Origin of the sequence: Kitasatospora sp. NPDC006697 (assembly GCF_042869935.1) — a bacterium.
Classification (GTDB): domain Bacteria; phylum Actinomycetota; class Actinomycetes; order Streptomycetales; family Streptomycetaceae; genus Kitasatospora.
Genome location: NZ_JBIAGU010000001.1, coordinates 551,067 through 573,588, shown reverse-complemented (window position 1 = coordinate 573,588; position 22,522 = coordinate 551,067). Strand labels below are relative to the sequence as shown.

19 protein-coding genes are annotated in these 22,522 nt (G+C 71.8%); 9 read left to right on the top strand and 10 right to left on the bottom strand.

Annotation, left to right across the window (positions count from 1 at the left end; all coding sequences use genetic code 11):
• Nucleotides 1-87: 87 nt before the first annotated feature.
• Entirely contained in the window at nt 88-3,234 is a 3,147-nt protein-coding gene (gene ileS, locus ACFYNO_RS02535; RefSeq protein WP_388003933.1) for an isoleucine--tRNA ligase, read from the bottom strand.
• Between the two features lie 616 nt (nt 3,235-3,850).
• Here ileS and ACFYNO_RS02530 point away from each other — a divergent pair.
• From ACFYNO_RS02530 to ACFYNO_RS02510, 5 genes are all read left to right on the top strand, one after another.
• Nucleotides 3,851-4,363 carry a TraR/DksA family transcriptional regulator gene (locus ACFYNO_RS02530; RefSeq protein WP_388003930.1) on the top strand — a complete coding sequence of 171 codons (513 nt, stop codon included), beginning with the start codon at nt 3,851-3,853 and terminating at the stop codon, nt 4,361-4,363.
• Nucleotides 4,364-4,554: 191 nt separating this feature from the next.
• A complete protein-coding gene (lspA, locus tag ACFYNO_RS02525; protein ID WP_388003927.1) occupies nt 4,555-5,127 on the top strand; it encodes a signal peptidase II in 573 nt (190 codons plus the stop codon).
• 28 nt (nt 5,128-5,155) lie between these two features.
• A complete protein-coding gene (locus tag ACFYNO_RS02520; protein ID WP_388003924.1) occupies nt 5,156-6,094 on the top strand; it encodes an RluA family pseudouridine synthase in 939 nt (312 codons plus the stop codon).
• The gene (locus ACFYNO_RS02515) at nt 6,094-6,552 is read left to right on the top strand and encodes a GNAT family N-acetyltransferase (RefSeq protein WP_388003921.1); all 459 of its coding nucleotides are present in this window, start codon (nt 6,094-6,096) and stop codon (nt 6,550-6,552) included. The genes ACFYNO_RS02520 and ACFYNO_RS02515 overlap by 1 nt, the downstream gene beginning before the upstream one ends.
• 30 nt (nt 6,553-6,582) lie before the next feature.
• A complete protein-coding gene (locus ACFYNO_RS02510; RefSeq protein ID WP_388003918.1) occupies nt 6,583-7,068 on the top strand; it encodes an LURP-one-related/scramblase family protein in 486 nt (161 codons plus the stop codon).
• Between the two features lie 7 nt (nt 7,069-7,075).
• Here the strand turns inward: ACFYNO_RS02510 and ACFYNO_RS02505 are convergent, their stop codons facing one another.
• Entirely contained in the window at nt 7,076-8,074 is a 999-nt protein-coding gene (locus ACFYNO_RS02505; protein ID WP_388003915.1) for a mechanosensitive ion channel family protein, read from the bottom strand.
• 119 nt (nt 8,075-8,193) lie between these two features.
• Between ACFYNO_RS02505 and ACFYNO_RS02500 the strand changes: the two genes are divergently transcribed.
• Genes ACFYNO_RS02500 through ACFYNO_RS02490 form a run of 3 tightly spaced genes read left to right on the top strand, consistent with a single transcriptional unit; the run spans nt 8,194 to nt 12,422 of the window.
• The gene (locus ACFYNO_RS02500) at nt 8,194-10,929 is read left to right on the top strand and encodes an alpha/beta fold hydrolase (protein WP_388003912.1); all 2,736 of its coding nucleotides are present in this window, start codon (nt 8,194-8,196) and stop codon (nt 10,927-10,929) included.
• Entirely contained in the window at nt 10,926-11,792 is an 867-nt protein-coding gene (locus ACFYNO_RS02495) for an ABC transporter permease (RefSeq protein ID WP_388003909.1), read from the top strand. The genes ACFYNO_RS02500 and ACFYNO_RS02495 overlap by 4 nt, the downstream gene beginning before the upstream one ends.
• Nucleotides 11,793-11,798: 6 nt before the next feature.
• Entirely contained in the window at nt 11,799-12,422 is a 624-nt protein-coding gene (locus ACFYNO_RS02490; RefSeq protein ID WP_388003906.1) for a dienelactone hydrolase family protein, read from the top strand.
• Here ACFYNO_RS02490 and ACFYNO_RS02485 read toward each other — a convergent pair.
• The 8 genes from ACFYNO_RS02485 to ACFYNO_RS02450 form a co-directional block, all read right to left on the bottom strand.
• The gene (locus ACFYNO_RS02485; RefSeq protein ID WP_388003903.1) at nt 12,353-13,099 is read right to left on the bottom strand and encodes a hypothetical protein; all 747 of its coding nucleotides are present in this window, start codon (nt 13,097-13,099) and stop codon (nt 12,353-12,355) included. The two genes, ACFYNO_RS02490 and ACFYNO_RS02485, sit on opposite strands and share 70 nt — an antisense overlap.
• A gap of 113 nt (nt 13,100-13,212) precedes the next feature.
• On the bottom strand, nt 13,213-16,761 hold the full coding sequence (gene dnaE, locus ACFYNO_RS02480; protein WP_388003900.1) for a DNA polymerase III subunit alpha: 3,549 nt from the start codon (nt 16,759-16,761) through the stop codon (nt 13,213-13,215).
• 73 nt (nt 16,762-16,834) lie between these two features.
• Complete coding sequence (locus tag ACFYNO_RS02475; RefSeq protein WP_388003897.1) at nt 16,835-17,482, bottom strand: methyltransferase domain-containing protein; 648 nt, start codon at nt 17,480-17,482, stop codon at nt 16,835-16,837.
• Between the two features lie 243 nt (nt 17,483-17,725).
• Nucleotides 17,726-18,088, bottom strand: coding sequence for a hypothetical protein (locus tag ACFYNO_RS02470; RefSeq protein WP_388003894.1), 363 nt, complete (start codon nt 18,086-18,088; stop codon nt 17,726-17,728).
• 1 nt (nt 18,089) lies between these two features.
• Entirely contained in the window at nt 18,090-19,361 is a 1,272-nt protein-coding gene (locus tag ACFYNO_RS02465; RefSeq protein WP_388003891.1) for an amidase domain-containing protein, read from the bottom strand.
• Between the two features lie 6 nt (nt 19,362-19,367).
• Entirely contained in the window at nt 19,368-19,685 is a 318-nt protein-coding gene (locus ACFYNO_RS02460) for a hypothetical protein (protein WP_388003888.1), read from the bottom strand.
• A gap of 156 nt (nt 19,686-19,841) precedes the next feature.
• Complete coding sequence (locus ACFYNO_RS02455) at nt 19,842-20,534, bottom strand: RDD family protein (RefSeq protein WP_388003885.1); 693 nt, start codon at nt 20,532-20,534, stop codon at nt 19,842-19,844.
• A 75-nt stretch (nt 20,535-20,609) separates the two neighbouring features.
• On the bottom strand, nt 20,610-21,506 hold the full coding sequence (locus ACFYNO_RS02450) for a LysR family transcriptional regulator (RefSeq protein WP_388003882.1): 897 nt from the start codon (nt 21,504-21,506) through the stop codon (nt 20,610-20,612).
• 71 nt (nt 21,507-21,577) lie between these two features.
• Here ACFYNO_RS02450 and ACFYNO_RS02445 point away from each other — a divergent pair, with 71 nt between their 5' ends.
• Nucleotides 21,578-22,474, top strand: a complete 897-nt coding sequence (locus ACFYNO_RS02445; protein ID WP_388003879.1) for a dihydrodipicolinate synthase family protein — start codon at nt 21,578-21,580, stop codon at nt 22,472-22,474.
• Nucleotides 22,475-22,522: the final 48 nt, after the last annotated feature.

The following is a 22,522-nucleotide window of genomic DNA, read 5'->3' as shown; positions in this document are numbered from 1 at the left end:
TACCGCGATGCGGTGGGGGCGCCCTCGGTTTTCGTATGCCACCGGCAAGCGAGGCCGAGCATCCCGGACCCCGGCGCCGTTCTCCGATCAGGCCTTGCGCAACTGGAACACCAGCCCCGTGCCCTCGTCGGTGAAGCTCTCCGACTCCCAGTCCGCCGCACCGGCGGCGAAGTCGGTGGCCAGCACCTCCTCGGCGACCAGCGGGCCGTGCTCGGTGAGCGCGGTCACGGTCTCCGCGGCCTCGGACCGCCAGCGCAGCACGATCCGGTCGGCGACGTCCAGGCCGGAGTTCTTCCGGGCCTCCTGGATCTGGCGGATGGCGTCGCGGGCGATGCCGAGCAGCTTGAGCTCCGGGGTGATCGCCAGGTCGAGGGCGACGGTGGCCCCGGACTCGTTGGCCACGGCCCAGCCCTCGCGCGGGGTCTCGGTGATGATCACCTCATCGGGCGAGAGGGTGATCGGCTCTCCCTCCAGCAGCACCGAGGTCCCGCCCGAGGCGCGCAGCTCGGCGGCCAGCCGGGCGGCGTCCGCGGCGGCGACCGCCTTGGCCACCTCCTGCACGCCCTTGCCGAACCGCTTGCCCAGCGCCCGGAAGTTCGCCTTGGCCGTGGTGTCCACCAGCGAGCCTCCGACGGTGGCCAGCGACTCCAGCGCCGCCACGTTCAGCTCCTCGGCGATCTGCGCGCGCAGGTCGGCGGGCAGCTCCTCCCAGCCCTGGGCCGCGATCAGCGCGCGGGAGAGCGGCTGACGGGTCTTCACCCCGGACTCGGCGCGGGTGGCCCGGCCCAGCTCGACCAGCCGGCGGACCAGCGCCATGTGCCGGGACAGGTCGGTGTCGATCAGCGCCTCGTCCACCTCCGGCCAGCTCGCCAGGTGCACCGAGAGCGGCGCCTCCGGGGCCACCGGCACCACCAGGTCCTGCCAGACCCGCTCGGTGATGAACGGGGTGAGCGGCGCCATCAGCCGGGTCACCGTCTCCAGCGCCTCGTGCAGGGTGGCCAGCGCGGCGGCGTCGCCCTGCCAGAACCGCCGGCGGCCGCGCCGCACGTACCAGTTGGACAGGTCGTCGACGAAGCCGGAGAGCAGCTTGCCGGCCCGCTGGGTGTCGTAGTCGGAGAGCGCCGCGTCGGCCTCCTTGACCAGCTGGTTCAGCTCGGAGAGCACCCAGCGGTCGAGCAGCGGCCGGTCGGCCGGCGCCGGGTCCGAGGCGCTCGGCGCCCAGCCCGCGGTGCGCGCGTACAGGGCCTGGAAGGCGACGGTGTTCCAGTAGGTGAGCAGGGTCTTGCGGACCACCTCCTGGATGGTGCCGTGGCCGACCCGGCGGGCCGACCAGGGCGAGCCGCCGGCCGCCATGAACCAGCGCACCGCGTCGGCGCCGTGCTGGTCCATCAGCGGGATCGGCTGCAGGATGTTGCCCAGGTGCTTGGACATCTTGCGGCCGTCCTCGGCGAGGATGTGGCCCAGGCAGACCACGTTCTCGTAGGAGGACTTGTCGAAGACCAGGGTGCCGACCGCCATCAGCGTGTAGAACCAGCCGCGGGTCTGGTCGATCGCCTCGGAGATGAACTGGGCCGGGTAGCGGCTCTCGAACAGCTCCTTGTTCTGGTACGGGTAGCCGTACTGGGCGAACGGCATCGAGCCCGAGTCGTACCAGGCGTCGATCACCTCGGGCACCCGGACGGCCCGCCCGGCGCACTGCGGGCAGTCGAAGGCGACCTCGTCGATGAACGGGCGGTGCGGGTCGAGGCCGCTCTGGTCGGTGCCGGTCAGCTCGGAGAGCTCGGCCAGCGAGCCGACGCAGGTGAGGTGGCCCTCCTCGCAGCGCCAGATCGGCAGCGGGGTGCCCCAGTAGCGGTTGCGGGAGAGCGCCCAGTCGATGTTGTTGTTCAGCCAGTCGCCGAAGCGGCCGTGCTTGACCGTCTCCGGGTACCAGTTGGTGGCCTCGTTCTCCCGGATCATCGCGTCCTTGACGGCGGTGGTCCGGATGTACCAGGACGGCTGCGCGTAGTAGAGCAGCGCGGTGTGGCAGCGCCAGCAGTGCGGGTAGCTGTGCTCGTACGGCAGGTGCCGGAAGAGCAGGCCGCGCTCCTTGAGGTCGGCCACCAGCGCCTCGTCGGCCTTCTTGAAGAAGACCCCGCCGACCAGCGGGACCTCGGGCGCGAAGGTGCCGTCGCTCTCCACCGGGTTGACCACGGGCAGGCCGTACTTGCGGCAGGTCGCGAGGTCGTCGGCGCCGAAGGCCGGGGCCTGGTGGACGATGCCGGTGCCGTCCTCGGTGGTGACGTAGTCGGCGTTCAGCACGTAGTGCGCGTCCACGCCCCCCTCGACAGGAGGAATGGCGACCAGGTCGAACGGGCGCCGGTAGGCCCAGCGCTCCATCTCGGCGCCGGTGAAGGACTCGCCGGTGGTCTCCCAGCCCTCGCCCAGCGCCTTGCCGACCAGCGGCTCGGCGACCACCAGCTGCTCGGTGCCGTCGGTGGCCACCACGTAGGTGACCTCCGGGTGCACGGCGGCGGCGGTGTTGGAGACCAGGGTCCACGGGGTGGTGGTCCACACCAGCAGGGCGGCCCGGCCGGCCAGCGGACCGCTGGTCAGCGGGAACCGCACGAAGACCGAGGGGTCCACCACGGTCTCGTAGCCCTGGGCCAGCTCGTGGTCCGACAGGCCGGTGCCGCAGCGCGGGCACCAGGGCGCCACCCGGTGGTCCTGGACCAGCAGGCCCTTGTCGAAGATCTGCTTGAGCGACCACCAGACCGACTGGATGTAGGACGGGTCCATAGTCCGGTAGGCCTGGTCGAGGTCGACCCAGTAGCCCATCCGCTCGGTGAGCTTCACGAACTCGTCGGTGTGCCGGGTCACCGACTCGCGGCACTTGGCGTTGAACTCGGCGATGCCGTACTTCTCGATCTCCGGCTTGCCGGAGAAGCCCAGCTCCTTCTCCACCGCGAGCTCCACCGGCAGGCCGTGGCAGTCCCAGCCGGCCTTGCGGGCCACGTGGTAGCCCTTCATGGTGCGGTAGCGCGGGAAGACGTCCTTGAAGACCCGGGCCTCGATGTGGTGCGCGCCCGGCATGCCGTTGGCGGTCGGCGGACCCTCGTAGAACACCCACTCGGGGCGGCCCTCGGACTGCTCCAGACTGCGCCGGAAGACGTCCTGGTCCCGCCAGAAGCTGAGGATGCCGTGCTCGAGGGCGGGCAGGTCGACCTGGGCGGGGACGGGGTTGTACGTGCTCACTGGCGCCTCCGGCGGATGCGTGGACGGGCATTCCGACGGAGGGACGAGGCGAAACGGCGCCCCGCGGTACCACCCTCCTTGGCCGCCGCGCACTGCCGACGGCCCACTCCTTGGGCTTTGCTGCCGGGTCTAGTGGGCCGAAACGCGCTTTCGGCCGTTCTTCCGGCGGCTCCGGGGTGATCTTCCCGCCGCGCACACCCCCGGGCTCACACCGTCCCCGGGTCGCTCATGGCTGCGTACGTCGGTACTCGTCCCATCTGCGCCTTGCCGGCCCAGTCTACAGACCCGGGGCAACCGGATTCGGCCAACCGGGCCCGCGCCGCCCGTGCGCGGGCTGAGCTGGGCGGTTAACCGGAGCCGGGCTGGGCACAACCTTGTCACTGCCCGGGGACTGCGGTGGTCACGGCTGCCCGAGTGGGTTCGCCGTGTGACATCGGTATGTCCCGTTGTGACCGGATTCGATCAGGATTATCGTTCCGGCACCGGCGGCCGCCGGGAACCGGCGGCCGGAGTCATTCGTAGATGGGGTCGAGCCATGGCTGAGAAGGCAACGGGCGCGGGTACCGCCACCAGGCGGATCCGGAAGGCCGTGGCAGGCGACCAAGGGGAGGGTTCCGTGACCACGACGACACGGCGGAAGACCAGCACCACCAGCGGGCGCTCCGCGGCCGCCGGCCGCAACCACACCCCGGCGGGCGGCGGGGCCCGGGCGGCGGGGGCCGAGTCGGTCGACCCGGCCGAGCTGCCGGTCCGGGCCGGCGAGGAGGCGTGGACCGCGGCCGAGGTCGCCGAGGTGCACGCCGAGCTGGCCGACGACGTGCAGCGGCTCAAGCAGGAGATCGAGGCCGCCGAGGCCGCGCTCACCGGCCTGATGCGCGACTCCAACGACGGCGCCGGCGACGACCAGGTGGACGCGGGCACCAAGAACATCAACCGCGAGAGCGAGCTGCAGCTGGCCAACAACGCCCGCGACATGCTGGACCAGAGCGAGCGCGCGCTGGCCCGGCTGGAGGGCGTCGGCTTCGGCGTCTGCGAGTCCTGCGGCCAGGCGGTCGGCAAGGCCCGGCTGCAGGCCTTCCCGCGCGCCACGCTCTGCATCTCCTGCAAGGCGAAGCAGGAGCGCCGCTGACCCAGGGGGACCGAGGGGGCCCACGGGGGCGGGGTCGAGCCGGGCCGCCGGGTGCGTGCCGTACGCTCGACCTCGTAACGTCGGCCCCTTTCTCGGCAGCGGAGCGGATCATCACTACCCCAGGTTCTCCCCAGACGCAGGACGAGGAGTCCCGAGCCGCAGGCGCCCCCGAGGCGGCCGGAGCGACCGGAGTGAAGGCCGCGGTCCGCCGCCGCCGGCTCACCGTGCTCTTCTCCGTCGCCCTGCTGGTCTTCCTGATCGACCTCAGCAGCAAGCTGCTGGTGGTCGCCAAGCTGGAGGGCCGCTCGCCGATCCGGATCATCGGCGACGCGGTCTCCCTCCAGGTGATCCGCAACTCCGGTGCCGCCTTCGGCATGGGCCAGACGATGACCATCGTCTTCACCGTGATCGCCGCCGCCGTGGTCGTGGTGATCTGGCGGATCTCCCGCCGGCTCTACAGCCTGCCCTGGGCGATCGCGCTCGGCCTGCTGCTCGGCGGCGCGGTCGGCAACCTGGCGGACCGGATCTTCCGCTCGCCGGCCACCTTCCGCGGCCACGTGGTCGACTTCATCTCGGTGCAGCACTTCGCGGTCTTCAACCTGGCCGACTCGGCGATCGTCTGCGGCGGCATCCTGGTGGTGCTGCTCTCCTTCCGCGGCAGCAATCCGGACGGGACCACGCACCGCACCGCCGCTCCCGAGGAGCCCGCGGCGCCGGCCGAGCCGTCGGGCGAGGAGCCCCGCCCCGAGGAGCGGGCCGAGTAGGAGGCGCCGTTACGGCATACTCGTACGGGTGAGTACCGCAGCGCAGATCCGTACCCTCCCTGTCCCGGACGGCCTGGAGGGCGAGCGCCTCGACGCAGCCCTGGCCCGGATGTTCGGCTTCTCCAGGACCAAGGCGGCCGAGCTGGCCGCCGACAACAAGGTCCGGATCGACGGCTCCCCGGCCGGCAAGTCGGACCGGGTGATGGCCGGCGCCTGGCTGGAGGTCGAGATCCCGGCGCCCGCCGCCCCCGTGCAGGTGGTCGCCGAGCACGTCGAGGGCATGCGGATCGTCCACGACGACCAGGACATCGTGCTGGTCGACAAGCCGGTCGGGGTCGCCGCCCACCCCAGCCCCGGCTGGACCGGCCCGACCGTGATCGGCCACCTGGCCGCCGCCGGCTACCGGATCTCCACCTCCGGCGCCGCCGAGCGCCAGGGCATCGTGCACCGGCTGGACGTCGGCACCTCGGGCCTGATGGTGGTCGCCAAGTCCGAGCGCGCCTACACCGACCTCAAGCGGCAGTTCCACGACCGGATCACCGACAAGCGCTACCACACCCTGGTCCAGGGCCACCCCGACCCGATGAGCGGCACGGTGGACGCCCCGATCGGCCGCCACCCCAGCTCGGACTGGAAGTGGGCGGTGACCCGGGAGGGCAAGCCCTCGGTCACCCACTACGACCTGATCGAGGCCTACCGGGCCGCCTCGCTGCTCGCGGTGAAGCTGGAGACCGGCCGCACCCACCAGATCCGGGTGCACATGTCGGCGCTGCGCCACCCCTGCGTCGGCGACCTCACCTACGGCGCCGACCCGGTGCTGGCCAAGCGGCTGGGCCTGACCCGGCAGTGGCTGCACGCGGTCTCGCTGGGCTTCGAGCACCCGGCCGACGGCGAGTGGGTGGAGTTCTCCAGCACCTACCCGGACGACCTGCAGCGCGCCCTCGACGTGATCGCCGGGGAGAGCTGATGACCGTCGCGATCGAGGTGGCGGTCGGGCAGCAGGCGCTGGACGAGGCCTTCGCGGTGCGCCAGGCGGTCTTCGTGGTCGAGCAGGAGATCCCGGCCGAGCTGGAGTACGACGAGTTGGACGCCACCAGCACCCACCTGCTGGCCCGCGCCGCCGACGGCACCCCGCTGGGCACCGCCCGGCTGATCAGCGGCGAGCAGGCGCTCGCGCTGACCGGGATCGCCGGCCGGGTGCTGCTGGGCCGGCTCGCCGTGCTGGCCGCGGCGCGTGGAACCGGACTGGGGGCGGCGCTCGTCCGTGCGGTCGAGCGGGCCGGGCGGGAGCTGGGCGCCAAGGAGTGCGAACTGCACGCCCAGGTCCAGGCACTCGGCTTCTACGAGCGGCTCGGCTACACGGCCGAGGGCCCGGTCTACGACGACGCGGGCATCCCGCACCGCACCATGGTCAAGGCGCTGTAGCCGCGACCCGTCACACAGGGGGGAACGTCCGTGCGCTACCTGGTGCGCGACCGCATGTTCGCTTTCCACGAGGAAGCCTGGATCGAGACCGAGCACCGCGAGAAGGTGTTCAAGGTCAACAAGAAGCTGCTGCGGCTGCGCAACACCTTCGCCTTCGTGGACACCCGGGGCGAGGTGGTGGCGACCATCGTCCGCAAGGCGCTGACCTGGCACCACACCATCCTGATCAAGCACGACGGGCAGCGGATCGCCACGGTCAGCCGCAGGTTCCTGAAGATCTTCGGCGACCGGTTCGTGGTGAAGCTGCAGGACGGCCGGCGGCTGAAGATCGTCGGCAACCTGTGGGACCGCGAGTTCGACATCCAGTTCCAGGGCACCACGCTGGCGCACATCTCCCGGCGCTGGTTCAGCATCCGGGACTCCTACACGGTGGACGTGCTGAGCCCGCCGGACGCCACCCTGCTGCTGGTGCTGGCGGTCTGCGTCGACCACATCCTGCACGAGCAGCGGGACTGAGCGCCGGTCAGTCGCCGGTGTGGATCCGGGGGAGCGCCCCCGGGTGGCGCTCGTACAGGTAGGCCACCAGCCGCTCGCGGACGGCGCAGCGCAGGACGAAGGCCTGGTCGGGCCCGGCCGCCGTCATGGTGGCCCGCAGCAGCAGGGTGCTGGGCGTGGTGTCCAGCACCACCAGGCCCCAGTCCCGCCCGTCCCAGGCCGGGCAGTCGGCCAGCACCGCGCGCAGCCGCTCGCGCAGCTCGGGCACCGGCACCGAGTGGTCCAGGTGCAGCAGCACCGAGGCGAGCAGCGAGGGATCGCGCCGGGTCCAGTTCTCGAACGGCTTGCTGACGAAGTAGGAGATCGGCACGATCAGCCGCCGGTCGTCCCAGAGCCGGACCACCAGGGTGGTCAGGGTGATCTCCTCGACCATGCCCTGCTGGCCGTCCACCACCACGGTGTCGCCGATCCGCACGGTGTCGCCGAGGGCGATCTGCAGGCCGGCGAAGAAGTTGCCCAGGGTGGACTGGGCGGCGATGCCGGCCACGATGCCGATGATCCCGGCGGAGGCCAGCAGGCTGGCGCCGACGGTGCGCATCGCGCCGAAGGTCAGCAGCATCACCGCGACGGTGACCACCGCGATCAGCGCCGTCAGCACCCGGCGGGCCAGGCCGAGCTGGGTGCGCACCCGGCTGAGCCGGGCCGGGTCGCCGGTGACCGCCTCGTAGCGGGCCAGCGCCGCCTCCAGCACGGCCGCCGCGACCCGGGCGGCCAGCCAGCCGACGGCGGCGATCAGCCCCAGCAGCAGCGCGTGCCAGAGCTCGTGGTCGGTGCGGCGGACCGGCCCGCTGGCCATCAGCAGCCCGAGCAGCAGCACCAGTTGCAGCGGGAGGCGGCAGCGCCGCAGCGGCGCCCAGACCCGCTCGCCCGGGTGGCGCTCGCTCAGCCGGCGCAGCGTCAGGTCCACCGCCCAGCCGACCGCCAGCGTGACCGCGAGGGCGGCGAGCAGGAGCAGCAGCCAGAGCACGGCACCACGATACGCCGCCAACCGGTTGTTTCCCGACAACTCGGGCAAATCGCCGAGTGATTGGTGCGTACTCGAAAGTTTTAGCTGTTCCTCACGGCCGCCGCATAGGATCACTCACCATGAGGCTGCGCGGACGTATCCAGCTGACCCGGCGCCGGGTGCTGTCGGCCGGACTTGCCCTGATCGCCGTGGCCGGCATCGGCACCGCCACCGCCGTGGCGAACCAGCCGGCACCGGTGCGCGAGCAGGACCAGTTCCTCTCGGTGCCCGCCGCGCCCGGCAGTAGCGACCAGGTCAGCATCGACACCTCCTTCTTCACCACCGGCGGCAGCCCGCGCCCCGCCGTGCTGCTGGCCCACGGCTTCGGCGGCAGCAAGACCGACGAGGCGGACCAGGCCCGCGCGCTGGCCCGCTCCGGCTACGCCGTGCTCACCTGGTCGGCCCGCGGCTTCGGCAGGTCCACCGGCCAGATCGACCTGAACTCGATGGACGGCTCGGTCCAGGACGTCAAGCAGCTGGTCGATTGGCTGGCCACCCGTCCCGAGGTGCAGCTGGACCACCCCGGCGACCCCCGGGTCGGCATGGCCGGCGGCTCCTACGGCGGCGCGATCGCGCTGCTCAGCGCCTCGGCCGACCCGCGGATCGACGCCATCGCGCCCGCGATCACCTGGTGGGACCTGCCGCAGGCGCTCTTCCCGCAGGCCGTGCAGGGCGCCGAGCCGGCCGACGGGGTCTTCAAGAAGCTCTGGGCCGGCATCTTCTTCACCACCGGCTCGGCCGGCGACCTCTCCGGCAGTGGCAAGCCCGCGCAGCAGAGCGGGCCGATCGGCTGCGGCCGGTTTACCCCCGAGCTGTGCGCGATGTACAACCGGGTGGCCGCCGCCGGCCGGCCCGACGCGGCGGCCGCCGCGCTGCTGGAGAAGTCCAGCCCCGCCGCCTACGCCTCGGCCATCAAGGTGCCCACCCTGGTGGTGCAGGGCCAGCAGGACTCGCTCTTCCCGCTCGACCAGGGCGACCAGATGGCCAAGGCGATCGCCGCCAACGGCCAGCCGGTCTCGGTGGACTGGTTCGCCGGCGGCCACGACGGCGGGCTGGAGACCAGCGCCCGGGTGCAGGACCGGGTGACCGCCTGGTTCGACCGCTACCTCAAGCAGAAACCGGTCTCCACCGGCCCGGCCTTCCGGGTCACCCGGACCGGCGGGGTGGACTCCACCGGCTTCCAGGCCGTGCTGAACGGCGCCGACGCCGACCGCTACCCCGGCCTCTCCGGCACCGCCACCCGCCAGGTCCCGCTGACCGGCGGTCAGCAGGCGATCGCCAACCCGCCCGGCGGCGCACCGCCCGCCATCTCCACCGTGCCCGGCCTCGGTGCGCTCACCCAGGCCGCACAGCTCGGCCTCAGCCTCTCGATGGACTTCCCCGGGCAGTCCGCCGGCTTCGACTCCGCGCCGCTGGACGGCTCGCTGCAGCTCACCGGCGCGCCCGAGGTCAGCCTCACCGTCGAGGCCGACCGGCCGGACGCGGTGCTCTTCGCCAAGCTCTACGACCTCGCCCCCGACGGCAAGACCACGCTGCCCCAGCAGCTCGCCGCCCCGCTGCGGGTGACCGGCGCCGACGCGCCGGGCGGACGGACCGTCACGGTGCGGCTGCCGGCCGTGGACTACTCCTTCCCGGCCGGCCACAGGCTGCGGCTCACCCTGGCCAGCACCGACCTGGCCTACGCCTCGCCGGCCGAGCCGGCCACCTACAAGGTCGCCGTCTCCGGTGCGATCGGCATCCCGACCGACAGCTTGCTGGCCGCCGAACCGCTGACCCTGCCCGACCGGGTCTGGATCCTGCCGCTGGTCGCCGTGGCGATCGCCGCCGCGCTGCTTCTCACCGGGCGGCGCCGCCGGGCGATGCCGCCGCCGGACCCGGAGCTGGCCGGGGTGCCGCTGAAGATCACCGGCCTGAGCAAGCGCTACAAGGGCGCCCAGGACCGGTACGCCGTGCGCGACCTCTCGTTCACCGTCGAGCCCGGCCAGGTGCTCGGCCTGCTCGGGCCGAACGGCGCGGGCAAGACCACCACGCTGCGGATGCTGATGGGCCTGATCCGCCCCGACCAGGGCGAGATCCAGATCTTCGGGCACGCCGTGCGGCCCGGTGCTCCGGTGCTCTCCCGGGTCGGCGCCTTCGTCGAGGGCGCCGGCTTCCTGCCGCACCTCAGCGGCCGGGCCAACCTGGAGCTCTACTGGCGCTCCACCGGCCGGCCCGCCGAGGACGCCCACCTGGCCGAGGCGCTGGAGATCGCCGACCTCGGCGAGGCGCTGGAGCGCGCCGTGCGCACCTACTCGCAGGGCATGCGGCAGCGCCTGGCCATCGCCCAGGCCATGCTCGGCCTGCCGGACCTGCTGATCCTGGACGAGCCGACCAACGGACTCGACCCGCCGCAGATCCGCGAGATGCGCGAGGTGATGATCCGTTACGCGGGCACCGGACGCACCGTCATCGTCTCCAGCCACCTGCTCTCCGAGGTGGAGCAGAGCTGCACCCACCTGGTGGTGATGGACCGCGGCCGGCTGGTCACGGCCGGCGAGGTCGCCGAGATCGTCGGCAGCGGCGAGCTGCTGCTGGTCGGCACGCCCGTCGACTACCGGCCCGACCAGCTGGCCGCGGCCGCCGGCAAGCTCGCCGAGCTGCCCGGGATCGGCGAGGTGGAGGTGGTCGGCCACGGCCTGCTGGTCCGGCTGGCCGGCGTCAGCGCGGCCGGGCTGATCGCCGAACTGGTCCGGCTGGACGTGCCGGTGGAGCGGGCCGGACCGCACCGCCGGCTGGAGGACGCGTTCCTCTCACTGATCGGAGGAGGAGCAGCATGACGACCGGGACGAGCACCGGGCTCGCGGACCGGGCGGCCGGCTACCGCCCCGGGCACACCCTGCCGCTGCGGGTCGAGCTGGCCCGCCAGCTGCGCCGCCGCCGCACCCAGGTGATCTTCGCGGTGCTGTTCGCGCTGCCGTTCATCGTGCTGGCCGCCTTCCAGCTGGGCGGCACGCCGAGCGGCCGGGACCGGAGCACCTTCATCGCGCTGGCCACCGCCTCCGGGGCGAACTTCGCGGCCACCATGCTCTTCATGGGCACCGGATTCCTGCTGGTCATCCCGATGGCGCTGTTCCTCGGCGACACGGTGGCGGCCGAGGCCGGCTGGTCCTCGCTGCGCTACCTGCTGGCCGCGCCGGTGCCGCGGACCAGGCTGCTGCTGAACAAGCTGGCGGCCGGCCTGCTCTTCTCGGCCGCCGCGATCGTGTTGCTGCCGCTGGTCGGGCTGGGCGTCGGCACCGCCGCCTACGGCTGGGGCGACCTGCGACTGCCCACCGGCGGCGCCCTGCCGGCCGGCCAGGTGCTTCCCCGGCTGCTGATCGCGGTGGTCTTCATCGTGCTCGGCGAGTTGGTGGTGGGCGCGCTGGCCTTCTACCTCTCCACGGTGACCGACGCGCCGCTGGGCGCGGTCGGCGGCGCCGTCTTCCTCGCCATCATCACCGGGGTGCTGGACGCGATCACCGCGCTCGGCTCGCTGCGCGAGTGGCTGCCCGCGCACTGGCAGTACTCCTGGGCCGACGCGCTGCAGCCGCAGCTGGAGTGGGGCGGCATGATCCAGGGCACGGTGCTCTCGCTCTGCTACGCGCTGATCCTGCTGGCGCTCGCCTTCCGGGGGTTCGCGCGCAAGGACATCGTCTCCTGAGGGAGGATGGGCGGACACACACCGCCTGACGAGGGAGTTCCCGCCACCGTGGCCCAGATCCTGCTGCTCCACTCCGCCTACGGCCTGCGTCCGGCCGTGCGAGCCGCCGCCGAGCGGCTGCGCGCGGCCGGCCACCAGGTGGAGGTGCCCGACCTCTACGACGGCAAGGTCTTCGACAGCATCGAGGAGGGGACCGAGCACCAGGAGGAGATCGGCCCCGAGGAGCTGCTGCGGCGGGCCGTCGGCGCGGCCGCCCCGCTGCTCACCCCCGGCACCCGGCTGGTCTACGCGGGCTTCTCGCTCGGCGGTGCGCTGGCCCAGAACCTGGCGCTGGCCGACGAGCAGGCGCTCGGGCTGCTGCTCCTGCACGGCACCTCGGACCTGCGCGAGGACGCGAGCACCGAGATCCCGGTGCAGTTGCACGTGGCGGAGCCGGACCCGTTCGAGAGCGAGGACTGGCTGAACGCCTGGTACCTGCGGATGCGGGCGGCCGGCGGCGACGTCGAGGTGCACCGCTACCGCGGGGCCGGGCACCTGTTCACCGACCCGGAGCTGCCCGACTACGACGAAGAGGCCGCCGAGCGGACCTGGGCGAGTGCCCTGGCCTTCCTCGACGACCTCGACGTCTGACCTCGGGTCAGCGACCCGGGTAGCCGTAGGGCGACTGCTGGCCGCCCGGGGGCTGGGCCGGCGGGGGCGGGTAGCCGCCGGGGGTGCCGGGCGGCGGGTAGGACGGGGTGCCCGGCTGCGGCGGGCTGCGGGCCGCCGAACGGCGGGGTGTAGCCGGGCTGCGCGGGCCGGTCGCCGGAGGACTTGGTTGCCAGCACCACCAGCGCCACCACCAGGCCCACCACCGCCTGCGCGATCAGGTCGAGGGTCAGCCAGAGCATGGGCGTGGTCGGCTTGGTGAGCGAGTCCCAGCCGTTGTCCTGGGTGATGATGTTGATCAGCTCGGAGCCCAGGGCGTACGAGTTGATCAGCAGCAGCACGGTGACCGCGCCGCGCACCCAGCGCCGACCGCTGAAGGCGGCGATGATCATCACGATCAGGGCCACGCACTGCATGGTGTCGCTCGGGCCGAACGGGCCGCAGGCCGCGAAGTGGTACTCGCCGCCGAAGCCGAAGGCGTACTGCAGGTACTTGGCGCCGAGGTGGTCGACCTCGTAGATCAGGATGCCCAGCTGGAGCGCGAGCTGAACGATCATCAGCACCGCGAGCCCGGGCAGGCCGCCGCCGCCCGCACCGCTGGGCCGCGGCGTGGGCGGCACCGGTGCGAACCCCCCGAGGCCGGGCTGGCCGTAACTCATCGTCTCCCCCTTCGGGCGGCGGGCCCGTGGCTGATCCACGCTCCTCGCCCGGTGAGACTAGCGTGCCCGGAGTGCGCCGGGAACGTCCCTCCGGCCCACTCCGGACACAACCGTTACGCGCTCCAGGCGGAGGGCCCGAGCAGGGTCTTCACCTCGCTGGCGAAGGCCGTGTCGGGGTTCACCAGGAAGCCGAGCTCGTAGAGCACGTCCTTCTGCCGACTGGTCGTCAGCAGCCGCACCGGCACGTCGCCCGGGTGCGCCTGGAGGGTGGCCTTGAGCTCGCGCACCACGTGCTCGGTGACCTTGGGGTAGGGCACGGTGATCTGCACCGGCGGCTTGCCGCCGTGCTCGGCCGAGGAGATGTCCAGGGTGGTCAGCTCCTGGCCGAAGATGCTCAGCGCGCCGTCCCGCTCGTTGAGCCGGCCGCGGGCCGAGACCACGTTGTCCTCGACCATCTGATCGGCCATCAGGTTGTAGGTGGCCGGGAAGAAGAGCACCTCGACCGAGCCGTCGCGGTCGGCCAGGGTGATGATCGCCCAGGCGTTGCCCGCCTTGTTGATCCGCCGGTCCACGTTGGTGATCAGGCCGGAGAGCCGCACCTCGCCCTCGGTCCGGCCGGAGCCCATCAGCTCGGCGATCGAGATGTCGCGGTTGCGGGCCAGGATGTGCTCGGCGCCGTCCAGCGGGTGGCTGGAGACGTAGAGGCCGAGCATCTCGCGCTCCAGGCTGAGCAGCTGCTTGCGCGGCCACTCCCGGTCGCTCAGCTCGAAGTCCAGGCCGATGGCCGGGGTGTCGGCGCCGGTGTCCAGCGCGCCGAACAGGTCGTCCTGGCCGATCGCCTGCTGCTTCTTCACGCCGGTGACGGCGTCGATCGCGTTCTCGTGCACCGCGACCAGCGACTGCCGGGTGTGGCCCAGCGAGTCGAAGGCGCCGGCCTTGATCAGCGAGTCGATGGTGCGCTTGTTGCAGGCGACCAGCTCGACCTTGTCCAGGAAGTCGGCGAAGGAGGTGAACTTGCCCTTGTCCTTGCGGGTCTTGATCATCGACTCGATGACCGGGACGCCGACGTTGCGGACGGCCTTCAGGCCGAACCGGACGTCGGTGCCGACGGCGGTGAAGTCGACCACCGACTCGTTGACGTCGGGGGAGAGGATCTTGATGCCCATCGCCCGGCACTCGGCCAGGTAGACGGCCATCTTGTCCTTGTCGTCCGCCACCGAGGTGAGCAGGGCGGCCATGTACTCGGCCGGGTAGTTCGCCTTCAGGTAGGCGGTCTGGTAGGAGACCAGGCCGTAGGCGGCGGAGTGCGATTTGTTGAAGGCGTAGCCGGCGAACGGGACCAGGACGTCCCAGACCGCCTGGATCGCCTCGTCGGAGTAGCCGCGCTCCTTGCAGCCCGCGTGGAACGGCACGAACTCCTTCTCCAGCACCTCCTTCTTCTTCTTGCCCATCGCGCGGCGGAGCAGGTCTGCTTGGCCGAGGCTGTAGCCGGCCAGCACCTGCGCGGCTCGCTGCACCTGCTCCTGGTAGACGATCAGGCCGTAGGTGGGGCCGAGGACCTCCTTGAGCGGCTCCTCCAGCTCCGGGTGGATCGGCAGGATCTCCTGCTGGGCGTTCTTGCGCAGCGCGTAGTTGGTGTGCGAGTTCATGCCCATCGGGCCGGGCCGGTACAGCGCCGAGACGGCGGAGATGTCGGCGAACTCGGTGGGCTTCATCAGCCGCAGCAGGGCGCGCATGGGGCCGCCGTCGAGCTGGAACACGCCGAGCGTGTCGCCGCGGGCGAGCATCTGGTAGGTGGTGGGGTCGTCGATCGGGATCTTCTCGATGTCGACCTCGGTGCCCCGGTTGGCCCGGATGATCTGCAGGCAGTGATCGATGATGCCCAGGTTCCGCAGACCCAGGAAGTCCATCTTGATCAGGCCCATGGATTCGCACGACGGGTAGTCGAATCCGGTGATGATCACGCCGTCCTTGTCCCGCTTGTGCAGCGGGATCAGCTCAAGGAGCGGGGTGGAGGAGAGGATGACCGCCGCGGCGTGCACGCCGGTGCCGCGGATCAGGCCCTCGATGCCGATGCCGGTGTCGATGATCTTCTTGACGTCCGGCTCGTTGGCGTACATCGTGCGGATCTCGGTGCCCTCGTTGTAGCGAGGGTGTGACTCGTTGAAGAGGTCCGTCAGCGGGACGCCCTTGCCCATCACGTCCGGCGGCATCGCCTTGGTGATCCGGTCGCCCATCGAGAAGGGGTAGCCGAGGATGCGGTTGGCGTCCTTCACGGCCGCCTTGGCCTTGATGGTGCCGAAGGTGTTGACCTGCGCGGTGTACGCCTCGCCGTACTTGTCGGTGACGTAGCGCACCATCTGGTCGCGCTGGCGGTCGTCGAAGTCGATGTCGACGTCCGGGGGGTTGATGCGCTCGGGGTTGAGGAAGCGCTCGAAGAGGAGGTCGTGCTCCAGCGGGTCCAGCTGGGTGATGCCGGTCAGGTAGGCGACCATCGAGCCTGCCGCGGAACCACGGCCGGGGCCGACCGGAATGCCGTTGTTGCGGCCGTACTCGCAGATGTCGGCGACCACGAGGAAGTAGGAGTCGAACCCCATCGGGGTGATGACGCCCATCTCCAGCTCGATCCGGTCCAGCACCTCCTGGCTGGGGTTGTCGCCGTAGCGCCGCTGCAGGCCGATCTCGATCTTCTTGCGCAGGTAGGAGGCCTGGGTCTCGCCTTCCGGCACGTCGAACTGCGGCATCCGGTCGACGTAGTCGAAGACCTCCTTGTACGACCCGATGCGCTCGCCGATCGCGAGGGTGTTGTCGCAGGCGGAGGGCAGCTCGGAGAAGAGCGCGCGCATCTCCTCGGAGGTCTTCACGTAGTAGCCGGTGCCCTGGAACTTGAACCGGTTCGGGTCGTCCTTGTTCTTGCCCACGCCGACGCAGAGCAGCGAGTCGTGCGCGTCCGCCTGGTCGGCGGTGACGTAGTGCGAGTCGTTGGTGGCCAGCAGCGGGATGTTCAGCTGCTTGGCGAGCCGCAGCAGGTCGTCGCGGACGTCCTTCTCGATGGACAGGCCGTGGTCCATCAGCTCCAGGAAGTAGTTCTCCTTGCCGAAGATGTCCTGGTAGGCGGCCGCGGCCTTGACCGCCTCCTCGTACTGGCCGAGGCGCAGCCGGGTCTGCACCTCGCCGGAGGGGCAGCCGGTGGTGGCGATGATCCCGGTGGCGTTGGCGGCGATCAGCTCGCGGTCCATCCGGGGCTTCATGTAGTAGCCCTCCATCGACGCGAGCGAGGAGAGCTTGAAGAGGTTGCGCAGACCGGTGGCGTTCTCGGCCCACATCGTCATGTGGGTGTACCGGCCGCCACCGGAGACGTCCTTGCCGCCCTCGCCGTCGCTGTTGGCCGGCCGCTGCCCGCCCGGCGACCAGAAGACCGGCTTCTTCTCGAACCGCGAGCCGGGCGCGACGTAGGCCTCGATCCCGATGATCGGCTTGACCGCGCTGTCCTTCGCCTTCTGGAAGAACTCGTACGCGCCGAACATGTTGCCGTGGTCGCTCATCGCGATCGCCGGCATGCCCTGGCGCTCGGCCTCGGCGATCAGCTTGCCGTTCTTGGCCGCCCCGTCGAGCATCGAGTACTCGGTGTGGACATGCAGGTGAACGAAGCTGTCGGCCACGGGGGCAGGCTCCTAACAGTCGAGCTGCGGCTGGGGGACATCCCACCCTAGCGCGCTGCGAAGCATGATCCGCTCAGGCTCGGGCGCGGCCGAGGACGGTGCCGACGAGGTCCGGCTCGGGGCCGGGGAGGGTCTGCACCTCGATGGTGTGGAACCCGTGGCGGTGCAGTGATTCCGACCACTGTGCGTCGCTGAGCATCCACCGTACGACGGCCAGGCGAGGGCCCCGGTAGCCGTTGCCGTAGAGGATCTGCGGGCCGTAGCAGGGCGCGAGGGGCTCGACGGCGGAGAAGGCGAAGAGTCCGCCGGGGGTGAGGTGTGTGCGGACCAGGGGGAGGAGGATGTCCGGGTCGATGAAGAAGGCGGCGCCCCAGTTGGAGAAGACACAGTCCCAGCGGGTGTGGGCGGCGGAGAGGAAGTCGATCACGTCCGCTTCGAGGAGGGTGAGGTGCGGCTCCTCCGCCCACCAGTCGCGCGCCCGTGCCATCTGGTGCGACGAGAAGTCGACACAGGTCACCGCCACCCCGGTCCGCGCGAGCGCGACACCGGCTACGCAGGTCGCCGAGCCGATCTCCAGCGCCGTGGCGGGGTGGCCGAGGAATTCGGCGCTGGGTCCGTGGTCGGGGTACTGCGTCCAGTTCATCCGGTGGGCGGACGGGCGGTCGCTGGTCGGCCGGAAGGTGCTCCAGTAGTCCTGGGGGGTGGCGTGGTGTTCCGGCATGGGCGGTCCCTTTCTCCTTGGTGTTCAGGTGGCCGAGGGGGACAGGTTGTTGAGGATGTCCGTGTGAACCAGGTCGGGGGTGCTGATGCCGGTGACCTGGGTGACCTGGGCGTCGAGCGTTCGGCCGAGGGCGCCGCAGATCAATCCCGTTCTGCGTGGCTTCTGAGGGGATTTCGGAGAAGAGGTGATCGAATTCCTGGGCGGGAGGCTGGGCCCGCTAGGGAGGGCAGGGAGTCGGAGCCGTCACCCGCAGGCGTAGGGGGCGAGCGAGCCGGACGCGAAATCGGCGCGCAGGGCCAACACGTCGTACAGCAGCAGACCGGCCGAAAGCACCAGCACCAGCACGGCGACCGCCCGCGGCGCCCGGACCGCGGCAAGCCCGGCCGCGGCGATCGCCGCCAGGGTCAGGACGAGCGCGCTGAAGCCCGCCGCCCACCCCATCGCCGGCACCGCGCCGGCCGGGTGGCAGTGGGCCAGCGGCGCGCGCACCACGGACTGGTAGAGGTGCCCGTGCAGGGCCTGCCAGACCACGGCGAGCAGCAGCAGGCCGGTGGCGGAGAGCAGCAGCCGCGGCCGACTGCGCGGGCCGCTGGGGTCGGGGATCACATCAGTACCAGTTCGGTTGGGGACGCACGAACACCATCTTCTGCTGACCCTCCTCGCGCTGTTCCATCTCGGAACGGCCCGACAGGCTGACATCGCGGCGCGGTGCGTCGTGCTGGGTGTAACGGACGTCGCCGTCGGGGGTGACCGCCGTGACGATCGCGGTGTGGTGGATGTTGCCCTGCTTGAGGTGGGGATCCTGGTCGTTGTCCTCCTGGAAGAAGACGATGTCGCCCGGCTTGACCTGGTCCTGCGGGACCTCGGAGCCGCCATTGCCGACCAGGAAGTCGTGCAGGTTCTGGGCACCGCTCCAGCTGTGCGTGCGGGAGGCGCCGCCGAGCAGCCCGAAGGGGTCGTTCCAGCCGGTCTCGCCGGCCACGCTCTCGCCCCAGCCGCTCTGGTCCAGGGTGTTCCAGCCCTTGTACTGCATGCCGGCCTCGTGCAGCGCGGTCGAGGTGAAGTTGGTGCAGTTGTCCTCTCCGGACACGTCGCCGCTGCCGTCGTTCCAGTGGTCCTGGGCGTACTTCACCAGCGCGACCCGGTCGTACTTGCCGTCGGTGCCGTGCAGTTCCGCCTTGACCTCGTCCGGGATGCCGGGGAGCCCGGCGATGGTGACGGGCTCGGAGAGCATGAACTGGTGTTGCTGGAGCGGGGTGAGGCCGTTCCACCAGTCGGCAACCAGGCGGGGGTCGTCGCCGGAGGGTATGTCGCCCTGGTAGGAGGCCAGTTCGACGTCGGACGCCTCGCCCTGGATCCGGTCGAGGGCCTGCGAGAGGTCGGTCACGCAGGTGTCGTTGCCCAGCTCCACCAGCTCGGCGGCGACCCGCTGGTCCGCCTGGTTCGCTTCGCGCAGGGCCTCCGCCAGCAGCGCGTCCACCTCGCTGACCTGGTCGGGGTTCTGCGGTGCGTCGGGATTGCCGGCCGGCACGCTCCGGCCCTGGTCGAGGTCGATGGGGAGGTCGTACTGCTGGGCCAGGGTGAGCGCCCGCGCGAGGGTGCTCTTGGCGTACTCGATGCTGTGGGTCAGGCCGTCGAGCACCATCGCGACCCCGCGCATGATGTCGGAGGCGACCTCCAGTGCGTCGGCCTGCTCGGCGAGCTTCTGGCCTGCTGCCTGGCCCACCTTGTCCTGCCAGTGCGAGTCCAGCGGACCGACGCCCTGTGCGTGGAGGTCGTTGGAGGCGCCGGCCGACTCCTCGGCGGCGCGCTGCCAGCCGTCGGCGGCCGACTTCCACTGGGCGGGATCGGCCTGCTGCAGGTCGGAGAGGGTCACCACGGCGGATCAGCTCGCGTTGAGGTCGTTGAGGGCCCGCTGGAAGCGGCTGGCGGCCTCGGCATTGGCTGCGTCGTACGAGTCGGCCGACTGGTTGAGCTGCGCCGCGTAGGTGTGGAGCTGGCTGACGATGCCGTTGAGGTGGGTCTGCCAGTTCCCCGCACAGGTGCTCAGGGCGGCGGCGGACTGCCAGGCGGGCTGGGCCTTGGCCACCGCCAGGCTGTCGTCCAGCAGGTGGTCGGCCGCCGGGGCGGCCCGGTGTCCGATCACGCTGACCGCCGAGGCGGTGGTCCGCACACCGTCCGGGTGGATCTGGATGTCTGTCATGCGGCTGGGCCTCCCCGTCACGACCGTGCGCCGTCGGCGACGGCGGCGCCGAATCTATCAGCGTCACCTGACGGTCGCTCGGAGTTGGTGGGAACACGATCGGGCCCGGACGGCAGCCGTCTGCCGTCCGGGCCCGTGGTTCGCGGTGTCGCGGGCTCAGCCTTCCTTGACCACGACCGTCTTCGCGGCCTTGTCGTGGAAGCACTGCTGCAGCGGCTTGTCCCAGAGCAGGGAGAGCACGTTGACCAGGTAGAACAGGGAGCCGATGCAGTAGACGGCCTGCGGGAGGCCGTAGACGGCGGAGCGGATCCAGAGCTCGTTGTCGGTCGGGCGGCCGCCGTGGGCGGCGGAGACCACGCGGAGCTTCATGGCCTTCTTGCCGAGGGTCTGCTGGTTCTGGGTCAGCATCATCAGGCCCTCGTAGCCGAACCAGATGAGGCCGCCGACGATGGCGCCGACCAGGTAGCCGAGGATGGACTCCATGATGAAGAACGGGATCATCAGGATGAGCCCGTCGATCAGGCGGGCCAGGAAGCGGTCGCCGGGGCCGGCCAGGGTGCGGGTGCCGGGGGCCGGGGGGCCGTACGGGTTGGGGGCGCCGAGCCACGGCGGGACCTGGCCGGGCTGGGCGTAGCCGGGCGGCGGGGGCGGGTAGCCGTAGCCGGGCGGCTGCTGCTGGGCGTACGGGTCGCCGGGCGGCGGGGCGCCGTACGGGCCCTGCTGCTGCGGGGGCAGCGGGTCGTACGGGCCCTGCGGCGAGCCGTAGCCGGGCTGGGCCGGGGGCTGCTGCTGCCCGTAGGGGTTCTGGGGGTCGGACGGGTAGCCGTAGCCAGGGGGAGGATTCGTCATGTGACCGCTCGTCTCGTGGTGACTTACCCTCACGGGTTCTACCGGGACTGACGATCCTTTAGGAAGGCTTTGACATCAACCGTTACGTGAATAGCGAAGATTTACCGGCAAGGTGTGACGAACAGCCAGAGTGAATGCGATGGTGGCCGGATGGTCCCCGGCGCCCTGGCGGACGGCGATCGCCGTGCGCCGCTGCATCGGCAGCCGGTGCAGGTGGACGCCGGACGGCGGCGCCAGCAGCGCCAAGTCCGGGACCAGCGCGACCCCTTGGTCGGCGGCGACGAGGGCCAGCACGGTGTCGAAGTCGTCGGCCCGGTGGCGGATCCGGGGGGTGAAGCCGGCGGCCTGGCAGGCCCGGACCGTCATCGTGTGGCAGAGGGTGCCATGGGTGGCCAGGATCCACGGCTGCTCGCGGTAGTCGGCCAGGGCGCCGCTGCCCGGGGCGGGCGCGGCCAGGTGCATGGCCTCGGCGAAGAGCGGTTCGCGGTCGATGCCGGGCTCGGCGGCGGGCGGGACGAAGTCGTAGTCGTGCACCAGGGCGATGTCCAGCTCGCCCGAGCGCAGCAGGTCGGCCACCCCGGCCGGGTCCACCTCGGCGACCATCGGTTCCAGCTCCGGGTGGGCGGTGGCCAGTGCGGCCAGCGCGGGCGGGATCACCACCCGGGCCGCGGACGGGAAGGTGCCGATCCGCAGCGGACCGGCCGGGCCGCGCCGCGCGCCGGCCAGCTCCGCCTCGGCCGCCTCCAGCCGGGCCAGCACGGCCTCCGCGTGCCCGACCAGCCGCCAGGCGGCCGGGGTGAGCTGCACCCGGCGGCCGGTGCGCTCCAGCAGCACCACCCCGGCCTCCTTCTCCAGCGCGGTGAGCTGCTGGGAGACCGCCGAGGGGCTGAAGGCCAGCGCCTCGGCGACGGCGGCGATGGTGCCGCGGTGGGCGAGTTCGCGCAGCAGGCGCAGGCGTCGGACGTCGAGCATCAGGCCAGCTTACGGTTTGCATCGGAAAAGCGAACTGGACCTGCACGATCGGTCTGGGCGATGGTCGGACCATGGAGACCACACTTGCCCTGCGCGGCATCTACGTCCCGCTGATCACGCCGTTCACCGAGAGCGGCGAGCTGGCCGCCGACGCCCTGGAGTCGCTGGCCCACCGGATCCTCGACGGCGGGGCGGCCGGACTGGCCGCGCTCGGCACCACCGGCGAGCCCGGCGCGCTGGACGAGGCGGAGCGGGCCGCCGTGCTGGAGATCTGCTCCCGGGTCTGCCGCGAGCGCGGCGCCGAGCTGATCGTCGGCGCCGGCGGCAGCGCCACCCGGCAGACCGTCGAGGCGCTGCGGGCGCTCAAGGGGCAGCCCGGCGTGACCGCCGCGCTCACCCTGGTGCCGCCGTTCCTCCGCCCCTCCGACGCGGGCGTGCTGGCGCACTTCCGCGAGCTGGCCGCGCACAGCCCCGTGCCGCTGGTGATCTACCACATCCCCTACCGCACCGGTCAGCTGCTGACCACCGCCACCCTGCGCGAGCTGGCCACGCTACCCGGCGTGGCGGGCATCAAGCTGGCCACCGGCGCGGTGGACCCGCAGGCCGTGGAGCTGGTCGGCGCCGGACTGCCCGGCTTCGCCGTGCTCGGCGGCGACGACGCGGTGCTGCCGCCGCTGCTGGCGCTCGGCGCGGCCGGCGGCATCCTGGCCTCGGCGCACCTGGTCACCGCGCGCTGGGTGGAGCTGGTGGCGGCCTGGCGGGCCGGCGAGGTCGAGCGGGCCCGGGCGCTGGGCCACCGGCTGGCCGGGCTGGCCGCCGCCGCGTTCGCCGAGCCCAACCCGACCGTGATCAAGGGCGTGCTGCACGCGCAGGGCCTGATCCCGAGCCCGGCGGTGCGGCTGCCGCTGCTCCCGGCGGCCCCGGAGGCGGTGGCCCGGGCGGCCGCGCTGGCCGCGGAACTGGACTGAGACTGTCCAGCAGGTGAAAAGCCACGGGGGTGGGAGGTGGTGACCAGG

Bases quoted from the DNA above. Each gene is read 5' to 3' on its own strand.
- ACFYNO_RS02495 (WP_388003909.1), top strand. From the start codon at position 10,926: ATGACGACCGGGACGAGCACCGGGCTCGCGGACCGGGCGGCCGGCTAC.
- ACFYNO_RS02500 (WP_388003912.1), top strand. From the start codon at position 8,194: ATGAGGCTGCGCGGACGTATCCAGCTGACCCGGCGCCGGGTGCTGTCG.
- ACFYNO_RS02460 (WP_388003888.1), bottom strand. From the start codon at position 19,685: ATGACAGACATCCAGATCCACCCGGACGGTGTGCGGACCACCGCCTCG.
- ACFYNO_RS02515 (WP_388003921.1), top strand. From the start codon at position 6,094: ATGACCGTCGCGATCGAGGTGGCGGTCGGGCAGCAGGCGCTGGACGAG.
- ACFYNO_RS02455 (WP_388003885.1), bottom strand. From the start codon at position 20,534: ATGACGAATCCTCCCCCTGGCTACGGCTACCCGTCCGACCCCCAGAAC.
- ACFYNO_RS02485 (WP_388003903.1), bottom strand. From the start codon at position 13,099: ATGAGTTACGGCCAGCCCGGCCTCGGGGGGTTCGCACCGGTGCCGCCC.
- ACFYNO_RS02490 (WP_388003906.1), top strand. From the start codon at position 11,799: ATGGGCGGACACACACCGCCTGACGAGGGAGTTCCCGCCACCGTGGCC.
- ACFYNO_RS02445 (WP_388003879.1), top strand. From the start codon at position 21,578: ATGGAGACCACACTTGCCCTGCGCGGCATCTACGTCCCGCTGATCACG.
- ACFYNO_RS02450 (WP_388003882.1), bottom strand. From the start codon at position 21,506: ATGCTCGACGTCCGACGCCTGCGCCTGCTGCGCGAACTCGCCCACCGC.
- ACFYNO_RS02475 (WP_388003897.1), bottom strand. From the start codon at position 17,482: ATGCCGGAACACCACGCCACCCCCCAGGACTACTGGAGCACCTTCCGG.